The sequence below is a fragment of the Sutcliffiella sp. FSL R7-0096 genome, assembly GCF_038595065.1.
Classification (GTDB): Bacteria; Bacillota; Bacilli; order Bacillales; family Bacillaceae_I; genus Sutcliffiella_A.
Genome location: NZ_CP152003.1, coordinates 3610139 through 3622901 on the forward strand (window position 1 = coordinate 3610139; position 12763 = coordinate 3622901).

13 protein-coding genes are annotated in these 12763 nt (G+C 37.6%); 8 read left to right on the forward strand and 5 right to left on the reverse strand.

Going from position 1 to position 12763, the window contains the following annotated elements:
* Nucleotides 1-125 precede the first annotated feature (125 nt).
* A complete protein-coding gene (locus MKY77_RS18510) occupies nucleotides 126-1079 on the forward strand; it encodes a bile acid:sodium symporter (RefSeq protein ID WP_168865141.1) in 954 nt (317 codons plus the stop codon).
* A 364-nt stretch (nucleotides 1080-1443) separates the two neighbouring features.
* Here MKY77_RS18510 and MKY77_RS18515 read toward each other — a convergent pair whose 3' ends face one another.
* Both MKY77_RS18515 and MKY77_RS18520 read right to left on the reverse strand, forming a co-directional pair.
* Complete coding sequence (locus MKY77_RS18515; protein WP_168865142.1) at nucleotides 1444-4002, reverse strand: heavy metal translocating P-type ATPase; 2559 nt, start codon at nucleotides 4000-4002, stop codon at nucleotides 1444-1446.
* A 59-nt stretch (nucleotides 4003-4061) separates the two neighbouring features.
* Nucleotides 4062-4445 carry a metalloregulator ArsR/SmtB family transcription factor gene (locus MKY77_RS18520; protein WP_168865143.1) on the reverse strand — a complete coding sequence of 128 codons (384 nt, stop codon included), beginning with the start codon at nucleotides 4443-4445 and terminating at the stop codon, nucleotides 4062-4064.
* A 163-nt stretch (nucleotides 4446-4608) separates the two neighbouring features.
* Here MKY77_RS18520 and MKY77_RS18525 point away from each other — a divergent pair, with 163 nt between their 5' ends.
* The 4 genes from MKY77_RS18525 to MKY77_RS18540 are packed head-to-tail and all read left to right on the forward strand — an operon-like array spanning nucleotide 4609 to nucleotide 7354.
* A complete protein-coding gene (locus tag MKY77_RS18525) occupies nucleotides 4609-5124 on the forward strand; it encodes a copper resistance CopC family protein (protein ID WP_168865144.1) in 516 nt (171 codons plus the stop codon).
* 3 nt (nucleotides 5125-5127) lie between these two features.
* Nucleotides 5128-6219, forward strand: coding sequence for a CopD family protein (locus MKY77_RS18530; RefSeq protein ID WP_168865145.1), 1092 nt, complete (start codon nucleotides 5128-5130; stop codon nucleotides 6217-6219).
* Nucleotides 6220-6236: 17 nt separating this feature from the next.
* The gene (locus MKY77_RS18535) at nucleotides 6237-6917 is read left to right on the forward strand and encodes a thioredoxin domain-containing protein (RefSeq protein ID WP_168865146.1); all 681 of its coding nucleotides are present in this window, start codon (nucleotides 6237-6239) and stop codon (nucleotides 6915-6917) included.
* A complete protein-coding gene (locus MKY77_RS18540) occupies nucleotides 6917-7354 on the forward strand; it encodes a disulfide oxidoreductase (protein ID WP_168865147.1) in 438 nt (145 codons plus the stop codon). Before MKY77_RS18535 ends, MKY77_RS18540 begins: the two co-directional genes overlap by 1 nt.
* A 55-nt stretch (nucleotides 7355-7409) precedes the next feature.
* Here the strand turns inward: MKY77_RS18540 and MKY77_RS18545 are convergent, their stop codons facing one another.
* Nucleotides 7410-7970 carry an SCO family protein gene (locus tag MKY77_RS18545; protein ID WP_168865253.1) on the reverse strand — a complete coding sequence of 187 codons (561 nt, stop codon included), beginning with the start codon at nucleotides 7968-7970 and terminating at the stop codon, nucleotides 7410-7412.
* A gap of 221 nt (nucleotides 7971-8191) precedes the next feature.
* Here MKY77_RS18545 and MKY77_RS18550 point away from each other — a divergent pair, with 221 nt between their 5' ends.
* Together MKY77_RS18550 and MKY77_RS18555 are read left to right on the forward strand one after the other, a co-directional pair.
* Nucleotides 8192-9238, forward strand: a complete 1047-nt coding sequence (locus MKY77_RS18550) for an NAD(P)/FAD-dependent oxidoreductase (protein WP_168865148.1) — start codon at nucleotides 8192-8194, stop codon at nucleotides 9236-9238.
* Between the two features lie 107 nt (nucleotides 9239-9345).
* Nucleotides 9346-9651 carry a metalloregulator ArsR/SmtB family transcription factor gene (locus MKY77_RS18555; protein ID WP_168865149.1) on the forward strand — a complete coding sequence of 102 codons (306 nt, stop codon included), beginning with the start codon at nucleotides 9346-9348 and terminating at the stop codon, nucleotides 9649-9651.
* Between the two features lie 62 nt (nucleotides 9652-9713).
* Here MKY77_RS18555 and MKY77_RS18560 read toward each other — a convergent pair whose 3' ends face one another.
* Both MKY77_RS18560 and MKY77_RS18565 read right to left on the reverse strand, forming a co-directional pair.
* Nucleotides 9714-10631 (reverse strand): cation diffusion facilitator family transporter, encoded by a 918-nt coding sequence (locus tag MKY77_RS18560; RefSeq protein ID WP_168865150.1) that lies wholly within the window; start codon nucleotides 10629-10631, stop codon nucleotides 9714-9716.
* Nucleotides 10632-10714: 83 nt separating this feature from the next.
* Complete coding sequence (locus MKY77_RS18565) at nucleotides 10715-11413, reverse strand: hypothetical protein (protein WP_168865151.1); 699 nt, start codon at nucleotides 11411-11413, stop codon at nucleotides 10715-10717.
* A gap of 310 nt (nucleotides 11414-11723) precedes the next feature.
* On the opposite strand from MKY77_RS18565, the gene MKY77_RS18570 reads away from it, so the two are divergent.
* On the forward strand, nucleotides 11724-12755 hold the full coding sequence (locus tag MKY77_RS18570; protein WP_168865152.1) for a multicopper oxidase domain-containing protein: 1032 nt from the start codon (nucleotides 11724-11726) through the stop codon (nucleotides 12753-12755).
* Nucleotides 12756-12763 lie beyond the last annotated feature (8 nt).

Genomic DNA, 12763 nt, shown 5'->3' on the forward strand with positions numbered 1-12763 from the left:
TCTCTGACGAAATAAATGCAGAGCCGCTACTTGATCAGTAAACGCCCCTCTACTTTGATAAGCAAAACAGTCATGCTATGCTATGACTAATGTGCATTTTATTATTCTTTAGGTTGTGATACAGAATGAACTTACTTGAAAAACTATATACTCTTATTATTTTCTTAGCAGTGATTATTGATATAGGTTTAGGACAAGTAGAACTAATAAGTGAAAATGCAGAAAGGTTTATCTTTCCTTTATTAGTAGCAATGCTTTATATTACTTTCTTACAAATTCCTATTGAGCAAATAAAAAAAGCTTTTAAAAACATCAAGTTTACATACATTTCAGTCATCATAAACTTCATTTGGACACCTATCCTAGCGTGGCTGCTAGCGATGGCATTTTTAGGTGATAACCCAGCCTTGTATATTGGATTTATTATGCTGATGGTTACACCCTGCACTGATTGGTACTTGATATTTACAGGGATAGCAAAAGGAAATGTTGCATTATCAACTGCAATCTTACCATTAAACTTAATCTTACAAGTCATTTTGCTACCTATCTACCTTCTGGTTTTTGGCGGAACAACAGGTGTTATAGAGCTTTCGTTTCTAGTCGAAAGTATCTTAATTGTACTATTCATACCATTGATTTTAGCTTTTCTAACAAAATTGTTCTTGAGAAGTAAACAACAGTTAAGAAAAAATCTTATATCCAATCTCAGCGTGATGCCGATAATTTTTCTCAGCCTTGCAATTGTTGCTATGTTTGCTTCACAAGGCCAAATACTTTTTAATAATCTAGATTTAATGTGGCAAATTACCATCCCTATTCTTTTGTACTTTATTGTAAATTTCTTAGTTGGTCAGAAAATTGGACAGCTTATGAACTTTTCGAACTCCGACAGAACAAGTTTAAGCTTAACGACTTTAGCAAGAAACTCGCCAATCGCTTTAGCAATCGCTATGACTGCATTTCCAGACCAACCTTTAATAGCTTTAACATTAGTTATTGGACCATTATTGGAATTACCTATTCTGGCTATCATTACACAGATTTTATTATTTATTTCAAAAAATAAAAGTGCATAAACAACTAAAAAGCACACATCAATTTATTTTAATGATGTGTGCTTTCAAATTGGATTACCTTAATGCATTAATTCTAATTATTTCATAATCTAAAAATTCCTTTAATAAGATATTTTCCTCGGCCAATTTAAAAACGAGCGTTAATTTGTTCCACGAAAGTTCCCGATTGCTAATTGGGCTTTTAGTAAAAAAGCATCCGTCGTCAGAGTGAAAAATCTGTTTCATAATGCAATAGGTCTATGACTTATAAGCGAGTAGAGAAAATTAATAACTTAGAACTTGTAATTTGACTCCACAGCCAGTTCCTCTTTCACTGTTACAATAATGGTATGAATATATTGAAAATAAGGGTGAATTACCTTCCTTATTTTTGTCTTAACAACCTCATACTATTTAATATTACAATCAATGCTGCTCCTGTATCACTTAGAACGGCCATCCATAAAGTAAGATCACCTGTGAAGATCAGTAATAATGCCGCAAGCTTTGTAAGAAGAGAAAACCACACATTTTGTTTGATGATGGTTAACGCTTTTCTACTCAGTCGTATGGTATGAGGAAGTTTCTCAAGGTTATCGGCCATTAACACAATATCCGCTGTTTCCATGGCAGTATCCGTACCTGCTCCACCCATCGCAATTCCCAAATCAGCAGTTGCTAGGGCGGGAGCATCATTGATTCCATCTCCCACCATGGCTACTCGTTTCCCTTCAAGCTGAAGTTTCTTCACAGCTTCCACTTTATCTTCAGGCATCAATTCTGCAAAATAGCGATTCACCCCTGTTTGGGATGCGATTTTCTTTGCGGTTCCTTCATTATCCCCTGTTAGCATCACCATTTCATCAATTCCAACTTGTTTTAGCTTATCGATAGCTTGAACAGTGATGGTTCTGATTGCATCTGAAACCGCGATAATACCGAGCACTTCGGTACGTGTACCAATAAGAATCAGCGTGTTTCCTTCATGCTGTAATTGCTTGATTTGTTTTTCTAGTTCGGAAAGGGATAAATTAAATTCTTCGTACAATTTTGGATTCCCCACAAAATACTCTTGACCATTAATGGTAGCTTGAGCACCTTTTCCTACGATTGTTTTGAAAGTTTCCCCATTTAATACTTGAATTTCTTTCTCGGCAGCATAAGTGGTGATGGCTTTCGCAATAGGGTGGTTAGAATGCTCTTCAATTGTACGTGCTATTGCAAGCAGATTTTCCTCTGTACTGTTTAAAGGGATGACCTGAGAAACTTTTGGTTTCCCTTCTGTTAACGTACCTGTTTTATCAAAGGCTATAGCATTAATGGCTCCAGCTTTTTCAAGGAAGGTACCTCCTTTAATTAAAACACCATTTTTAGCAGCATTTCCAATTGCCGAAACAATCGCAACAGGTGTAGAAATCACGAGAGCACAAGGACATGCAACAACAAGCAATGCTAATCCTTTATAGGCCCATTCAGACCATGTTCCGATTCCAAGTGAAGGTGGTCCTATTATGATTAGTAATGCTATTACAAAAACTATCGGGGTATAGATGCTTGCAAACCGGTCTACAAAAGCTTGGGTAGGGGCTTTCTTTTCCTGTGCCTCTTCCACAAGATGAATGATTTTAGCGATTGCTGTATCTTCCACAAGCTTAGTTATTCGGACTTCCAACGATCCATTTTCGTTTACCGTTCCAGCAAAAACGGAGTCTCCAACTTCTTTATCAACCGGAATGGACTCGCCAGTAATCGGAGCCTGATTAACAGTGGAAATACCTGATACAACGTCTCCATCCAATGGGATTTTTTCGCCAGGTTTAACGATAATTATGTCTCCTACTGAAACGTCTTCAACAGGAACTTTTAACAATTGATTTCCTTTTTTCACTACTGCTTCTGATGGTGCCAAATCCATTAAACTACGAATGGATTCTCTAGTACGCTCAATGGACTTATTTTGAAGTGTATTCCCTAATGCGAATAGCCACACTACTGTAGCCCCTTCGAACCACTCTCCAATTAGAGCAGCTCCGATTGCCGCAGCTGACATGAGAACATTCATATCAAGGGAACGACTTTTGATTGCATAGTAAGCACTTCTGATCGGTTTGAATCCACCTACAACAATTGCCGCTGCATATAAAAGAGTGACAAGAATGGGATAGAATCCTGCATAGGCACCAAAAAAACCAACTGCTAAGAATCCACCTGAAATGGCTGTTAAAGGCACTTCTTTTCTCTTTTTATTTGGAGTGGAACCATCTTTGGAAATAGGGGAAGCAACGAATCCAGCCCTTTTTACCTCTTTCATAATCTCTTGATTATTTGTCTCGTGTACAACATGCATTTTCCCAGTTGAAAAATTCACTCGAACATCTTTAATCGCTGGATTCAAGCTAAGGTGTTTTTCGATGGTTGCTGCACAAGCACCGCAATCCATCCCTTCTACTTGAAAGGTATGAACTTGTTTGGAAGCTTGATACGATACAACATGAAAACCCAGGTTTTTTACTTGTTTTTCAATTTTCCCGTTTAGAGAAGATACCCCGGTTTCCACCTGCATCTTACCTGCACTGTAGTTGACATTTACCTTGTTCACGCCTTCTATTTTGGAAATACTTTTCTCGATTGTGGCTGCACAAGAGGGACAGTCCATCCCTTTGACTTCATACTGCAGTTTCTCGACTACATTTGGTGTAGCTGAAAGATGTTCGACTAGGGAATTATCTGATTTTCCGCTACAACAAGCTGAAACCTTTTTATCATCCCTTTTTTCCTCCTTACAGCATGAGGCAGGATGGACATTTTCATTGTGATGTGTTGTATTATTGCAGCATGAGTCCTTTTCCAAATTCCCCTGAAAAAGAGGAATGGAAGAGGAGGAATCTTGCATACTATCATTCTTGGAACAACAACTATTTGATTTTGGTTGATCTGTTGACATAATTCTCACCCTTCGTCCGGTATTCCTGTTGTCATCCATATCTAAGTATGGAATACTCTCTATTCCTTGACCACTTCTTCTTTGGAATGTATTAATGCAATAGATACTAATTGGTGAATATGATCATCAGCCAATGAATAAAACACTAATTTTCCTTCTTTACGATACTTCGCCAGGTTCATACTCCTTAACAATCTCAGATGATGGGACGCAGTGGCAGTGGAAGATCCAATGATATTCGCCACATCACAAACACACAATTCTTTCTCCAAAGTTAAAGCATAAGCAATCTTTATTCTGGTGGAATCGGAGAGTGCTTTAAAAATCAACTCCACTCCGTTTACTTCTTCTATTCTATTTTTTAGGGTATTAACCTTTGGTTCATCAAAGCAAAAAGTTTCACAAGTGTCCTTTTCAGCAGTTTGAATCAATTTTTCTGACATGTGTTTCCCCACTCCTATTCAAACGTTCATTTGATTATTAGTTCTAAGATTATGTTATGCCATGTTTTTAATATTGTCAAAACTTTATTCAAATACCCTTTTGAATAAATGTTCTTACTTTGTTAGAATGAATCCGATAAAGAATAATATTGGAGGCATCCTTATGAACAAAGCAATTATCCTGACGATCATCTTATCGATTTTTTCCTTTAATCAAGTTTCAGCTCATACAGGTCTGGAAAGTTCCGATCCTGTTCAAGGAGACACAGTAAGTGATGAGTTGGAAGAGGTCATCCTTAATTTTGAAACAAAAGTAGAAGCGAATAGCACATTGACAGTCCTCGATCCAAAAGAAACAGAAGTTCCTGTAGAAGTGGAAATTAGCGGGCAGCAAATGAAGGGGATATTGACTCAGCCATTGGAAGCTGGCGACTATCAAGTACTGTGGAAAATAATTGGAGCTGACGGACATCCGATTGAAGGAGAGGTTACTTTTTCTGTAAGTAATGACGAAACAATAACTGAGCAACAGGAAGATAATCATACTGAAGAAGTGGATCGCAATATTGAAGGGATTGAGCATAATACTTTGCCTTCCTATATCCTCCCATCTATCGTTGGTATATTCTCCATATCGATACTTGTTAGCCTCTGGTGGTTATTGAGGAGGAAAAAATAATCAATGTTTTTCTTAGGAGTAATAAGTGAAACCATTCTTTATTTGTGCTTCTCGATCCTAATGGGAAGTTTCATTCTTTATGCGGTGCCTGAACGATACCGTCCATCTATTTACGTTCCAAGAAACGTCATGCTACTTGCTACAGGTGGGATTGCGATTCTATCTTTTACCCCAGTGGCAATTCTGGTTCTCTATCTCTATAAAGATATTGGAATTTGGAACACCTTACAGAATGTTCTATTTACTTTTGAAGTAGGGAAAGCCTGGGTCATCACTTATTTTATAGCTACCTTTCTCTTTATCTTTATTGTGTGGTTCGATATTCGAAAGCGTGCACTCTTTGCTTTTATTGGAATTGCTCTTACCCTTGTATTGATACTTGCTCTGGGTTATGCAAGTCATGCCAGTTCCTATGATCCCATAACTGGTTTTCTCACCCACTCCACCCATTTTACAACTGTAACGGTTTGGGTAGGTATATTGTTTGTTGTAGGTTGGAAGTCCACTAATTATGCAAACTGGCTTTCATTCTTAAAATGGTACACTCCATTATCAATCCTTTGTTTAAGTGTGACAATTCTCTCTGGGCTTTATCTAATGAACTATGTAATAGATTACGAGTTCTATACGAACTCCTGGATGCTGACATATGGACAAACCCTACTTTTAAAGCACATTTTGGTCTTACCATTGTTAGCTTACGCTTTTATTAATGGAATTTTAATAAAAAATATCTTAAGAAAAGATTCATCTTTTGATCCAAGACCATGGACAAAAGTGGAGGGAATTATTATCGGCTTTATTTTTGCTGCAACTGCCGCATTAGGACAACAATCTCCACCCCACGAAACAGATATTACAAAGGATACAGTTTCAACATTGTTTACTTATTTTTATCAAGGTAAGTACACGGAGAACATGGTACTAGGTTTAGAAATGTCCTTAACAAGTGTCTTGTTGTTAATTTGTGCGACGACTTTTTTCATCTTAATGATATACTCATTCATGAAAAAGGCTGGTCCATTACTGACGTTTATACTGGGAGTGTTTTTAATTATATCCAGTTATCTTACCATTTTAGTTAGTATTCAGTAGGAAAAGGAGAAATTAACATGTCCAAAAACAATAAATCACCATTCAAGTTAATGGTTATCGTAACGCTACTTATCATTGGAATTATTGCGGCTCTTGTAATCATTACAAACCAAGATAATGACAATGAAGAAAAATACGTGGAAAACACCCCTTCCATTGAAGGGCAACCTGTTCTTGGCCAAGAGGATGCACCAGTAACGATTGTAGAGTTCGGGGACTTTAAATGCCCTGCTTGCAAAGCATGGGGGGAAAATATTTACCCTCAACTTATCAAGGATTATGTAGATTCCGGAAAAGTTAAATTCGTTTATATTAATGTTCTTTTTCATGGCGAAGAGTCCGCTTTAGGAGCAGCAGCTGCTGAAGCAATTAGAAAACAGAACCCGGATGAATATTGGGAGTTTCATAAAAAGCTTTTCAATGCACAGCCATCAGCTAATCACGACGGATTATGGATTACAACAGATAAGGTGATGGAAGTGGCTAGTGAACTACCTGGCATTGATATGGAACAATTTAAAACTGATCTGAAAAGCCAGGAAATTATAGATGCTGTAACTCATGATAATGATCTCACCGAGGAGTTTAAAATCAGTCAGACTCCAACCATCATGGTGAATGATAAAGTGTTGGCTGACCCATTTGACTATGAGAAAATCAAGTCATTAATTGAGTCTGAGCTTGAAGGTGATGAATAATGAAAAAGGTCGAAGAGGCATCTGGCCAGATCTATCTATATTTGGCTTGGCTTGTTGCCACCGTCGCTACGCTAGGAAGCCTGTATTTCAGTGAAATACGAGGCTTTATACCATGTGAATTATGCTGGTACCAGCGTATTCTGATGTATCCAATGGCCCTTATCCTTGGAATTTCAACCTTCCAGAATGATAGCTCCGGCAAGAAATTTGCTCTTCCGATGGCAATAATAGGTTGGTGCATTTCGCTGTATCACTATTTAATTCAAAAGGTTCCTGGATTTGCGGAGATTAAACCGTGTGTCAATGGTGTTCCCTGTAACGCACAATATATTAATTGGTTTGGATTCGTTACGATACCATTCCTTGCATTAACGGCCTTTTCATTAATTATTCTTTTACTCACTCTATTGAGTATGAAACAAAGGAAACAAAAATAAAGGAAGACTAAGAGAGACACTTGCAGCATTTTGGCAAGTGTCTTTCTTAATGTAACTAGTTCTCATTCACAATCTTTACATGCTCGATGACTTCCTCAAAAGGCACATCTAAACCGTCAAAACTCTTGATAATAACTCCCTCCTGGTTAATGAGATAGAAGCTCGTACCATGTACAACTTCTCCTCCCCCTTTAGGCTTGGCTACTATTGTTTTAAAATTCTTCTGGCCAAATGCTTCTATTTCTTGTTGTGTGTAGCCCGTAACAAAATTCCAATTCGAATAATTGATATCAAAACGGCTGCCAAACTCTTTCAGCACTTCTGGAGTATCTACCTCAGGATCTACTGAAAACGAGAGATATTGGACATCCAAGCCTTCTTCTTCTGTTTTCTTTTGCAGTTTAGACATATTTGCTGTCATCGGGGAACAAACTGTCGTGCAGCTTGTAAAGATAAAAGATGCAATAGTAACATTCCCTTTTATGTCTTCTAAACTGTACTCTTTTTCGTCCTGATTGACAGCGGAGAACTCCTCTAGTTTCCAATTTGTCTGGTCCGGAATCTTTTCACTACTAAAACCACATGAAGAAAGAATTAATAAAAGGACGCTAAGCATTCCTAAAAAAGTAGATTTGTTTCGCAATCTGTTTCATCCTTTACTGTAAAATAAGTAACAACAACGGAATCGTATCATGCTCCGAAGAAGAAAGAAAGATTACCTAAACTTTGTTCATAGAAATGTCTTGAATAGCGAAATATATTCAAAATTTCATTGCTCTCAGTCTTTATAAACATTAAAATATGAGTATATATGCATATATAAAGGTGGTCTTTATTATGATTTATGATGCTTTAGTAATTGGAGCTGGCCAAGCAGGCTTATCCTTAGGTTACTATTTAAAGAAGACTTCGCTATCCTTTTTACTCCTAGATGAACATTCTCGAATCGGGGAATCCTGGAGAAAAAGATACGATTCCCTCGTGCTATTTACCCCAAAGTCGTACAGCTCTTTACCCGGCATGGGAGTAGAAGGATGTCCCAGCCAATTTCCTACAAAAGAGGAAATCGCCATGTATCTAGAGAGTTATGCTACCCACTACCAGCTTCCAATCCAGCTAAACACTCAAGTGAAAAAACTAACGAAAGAAATGGATCTTTTTGTTGTAGAGACCAATGCTTCTACACTTAGGGCAAGAAATGTTATAGTATGCACTGGGCCTTTCCATACTCCCAGTATTCCTTCAATTGCTAAAACACTATCCACTACCATAAACCAGATGCATTCCTCTGAATATCGTAACCCATCCCAATTGGCATCAGGTTCTGTGTTGGTAGTAGGTGGAGGAAATTCAGGTGCACAAATTGCAATAGAAATTGCAAACCAAGGCTATGACACCTACCTTTCTGTAAGTAAAAGTCTAACTCACTTACCCTTAACCATTGCGAATAAAAGCATCTTTTGGTGGCTAGATCGAACCAAAATTCTTCGAGCAAATAAAAATACGCTAGTTGGAAAAGCCTTTCGAAAAAGAGGGAATGTCATTTTTGGTACAGAGTTAAATGATGCAGTTGCAGAAGGGAAAATCACTATTAAGAAAAGAAGCGTGGGGGCAACTGATCAAACCATTCTCTTTGCTGATCAAACTACCCTTAATCCAGATAATATTATATGGGCTACAGGATATACCCCGGATTATTCCTGGATAGATATGCCTAACATTATCCAAGAAAAAGAGAGGCCGTTACATGAAAGGGGAGTTACAAGTATCAAGGGGCTTTTCTTCCTAGGAATGCCTTGGCAGTCCCAACGCGGTTCCGCTTTGTTACTTGGTGTTGGAAGTGATGCCGGTTTTATTCATCAAAAAATATTAGAAAATAACTAATCCTTCAATTTTTTCTCATCTTTTATTACATAACAATAATTCCGATTCTATGTATTTCCCAGCACAATCATATATAATAAAGGTATTAACTTTAAGGAGTTTATGTTATGAGTAAGAGCAACATTGAGTTAGATTCAGAAACATTGAACATGGTTTCTCAGACATTCAAGGCACTATCGGACCCTACAAGACTGAGAATTCTTCACCTGCTCTTTGATGGAGAGTTTTCGGTTAACGATATCGCAGAGAACTTAGGCCTCTTGCAGTCCACAGTATCACACCAACTCCGCTTACTGAAGAGTCTGCGATTGGTGAAATTCCGTAGAGAAGGAACAACTATTTATTACTCGCATGATGATCAACATGTCATTGACATATTGCAGCAGACCATACAACATACCAAACATAGTTAATTTGGAGTGTGTAACTCCATAAAAAATAAACGCTCCCAATACGAGCGTTTATTTTTTATAAATCAGTTGCAAAGATCCCCTTCACAATTCTCTCCAATCAAATCAATTTGAATGGTAGTGTGCTCAAGATGGTAATTATGGTGTAAAAGTGTTTGTGCTGTTTTTAAAATATCCTGCTGATTCACGTCTGCATCGATAACGATGTGACAACTTAATGCAGGGAATTCGGATGTGATGGACCAAACGTGCAGGTCGTGCACATCCCTTACTCCCGTAATCTGGAGCAACGACTCTTTAATCTCCTTCACATTTATATTGCTTGGTGCCCCCTCCATCAGAATGTGAAAGGAATCTTTTGTTACGCGATAACCACTAATTATTATTAGGACTGCTACTATTACGCTTGCAATCGGGTCAGCCAAATTCCATCCAAAAAACATGATGAGTAAAGCCGCCGTTATAGCCCCCACCGATCCAAGGAGATCCCCCAATACATGTAGGAAGGCACTCCTGACATTCAAGTTTTCGTCCTTATCTCCGCTCATTAGAATATATGCAGCAATAATATTCACAAGTAATCCTAACACAGAGATAATTAGCATCCCGCCACTGATCACTTCAGGAGGGCTTTGAATTCTTTTGTAGGCCTCCCAGAATATATAAACGGAAATGCCTATTAATGTGACACCATTTATGAAAGCAGCGAGGATTTCGAACCGTTTATATCCAAATGTTTTCGAAAGTGTTGCCTGCTTTTCTCCAAATGTTAACGCCAAATAACTTAATCCTAAGGCAACAGCATCACTTAACATGTGTCCTGCATCGGACAATAAGGCCAAACTGTTGGTCAGTATTCCCCCGATTACTTCTACGATCATATAGGTGGCAATAATGATGAATGAAAGTTTCAGTGCTTTTTTATTCTTACTGCCATGATGATGATGTCCATGGTCATGACTGTGGCTATGATGAGCTCCCATCAAGAATCATCCTTTCTTTATATGTGTATATGTTCATATATACATTATTACAAACTTATTAGTTAACATCAATACATTTTTCATTATTTTTCCACAATAATATGAAAAGTAATACTTAAAATAATTCCCGTCAATAAAAAGAAGTATGCCTGTTTTCTGGACAACATGTTCCAGTAAGAAAGAATAAATTCGTGTAAGGAAGTAAAAAAGATAAGACTGCCAGTCATAGCAATTAACACACTTTGAACTCGGTCTGTTATGGAAAAATAATTTCCTAATGACATAAAGCTAATAAAAAGAAGAGCAAAAGGTACATAGTACAGGAGGGATTTCCAAGATGCTTCTCCTTTTGATAAAAGTGCTAGGGTAATTGCAAACCCTTCTGGAATATGGTGAATTCCGGACATTATCGTAAGCGATGTGAAAATTTCAGTTTTATGAATGATAGCCCCAAGAGTAAGGCTGAAAGGAATGGTATGTAAAATCATTGCCAGAAAAATAAGCAATACAGAATGATTTGCTTTCTCGAAAGAGTGCAGGAAAAAATGGAGTGTTATAAATAAAGACAGACCAATCATACTGCCAACTGCTAAGCTTTCTATATCTCTCTCATTCATAGCTAGTGGAATTATCTCTATACAGACTACTCCAATTAATAATGCACCACATAGAAGAAAGATACCGTAAACAGATCGTTGGAACAGATAGAAAATTCCTATCGCACTACCTCCCCCGACTACTAAACAAACCAATAAGAACATTCCAATTGTCCATTGCTCCATGAGTGCCATCCTTTACTAAATTAGTAGTGTATTCACCTTCAAATTGTCCTATTCGGTTTCAAAAATATTTATTTCTTTATTATTTTATATGGTTGACAATATGAACATATGCACATATTATGAAGTTAAAGTTGTCCTAAGGAAACTTTATGAGCTTATACCAATTTATTAGCGCGAGGTGAAACCTAAATAGTAAAAAATTAGAAATTATCTTTAAATTTTCTATTAAAAGGATAGTCCCAATAGGCATTCAATGTAGTTATTTATCATAAAAGTTGCATATAGGCAATTTTTTAAGAGGAGGTAAAGTATGGATAACGAAAAGGAAGAACAGCAAAAAATATCTCGTCGTGATATTTTGAAAATTGGATCAGTTGGAGCCGTAGGACTTGCAGGGAGTTATTTTTTAAACAAGGTTGCTCCATATACAGGAACAGCCAACGCTTCTTCTCACAATAATCACAAGAAGAACAATGGTCATGCCAATCATGCGAACATGACGGATAATTCCAAAACGAGCGGTTATAAGATGGCTGAGCGATTGCTCACTGAATTTGATTATGGAAAAGTGAGTACCCTGCCTAATGGTCAAACTCTCAGAACATACGAAGTCGTTGCAATTGATAAAGAAATCGAAATCGCTAAGGGCATCAAGTTTCCTGGATGGACGTACAATGGAACCATTCCAGGACCAACCTTCCGGTGTACAGAAGGTGATATGCTGCGATTCAACTTTATTAACCAAGGCAGCCATCCACACTCCATTCACTTTCATGGCATCCACCCACCTGAAATGGATGGAATAGAACCAATCTATCCAGGTCAATCTTTCACGTATGAATTTGAAGCGAAACCTTACGGACTACAAGTCTATCATTGCCATGTACTCCCTTTGGCTCGTCATATTCACAAAGGACTTTATGGGAATTTTATCATTGATCCTAAGACACCTAGAAAACCAGCGAAAGAGCTTAACATGGTCATGAACGCTTATGACTTGGACTTAGACGGAGCGAACGAATTCTACACTGTGAACGGCTATGCGTTTGCATTTATGAATCATCCGATAAAGATAAAAAAAGATGAACTCGTCCGAATTTATTTGAGCAATCTAACGGAATTTGATTTATTGAACTCGTTCCATCTTCATGCTAACTATTTTACGTATTATCCAACTGGAAGAGACGACAACCCCTCCCAATTCACTGATACGATTATGCAATGTCAAGGTGAACGTGGAATCGTTGAAGTCCGTTTCCCATACAAAGGGAAATATATGTTCCATGCTCATGTCAGTGAATTCGCTGAACTGGGTTGGATGGGATTCTTTGAGGTCGAGTAAAAGGAGGG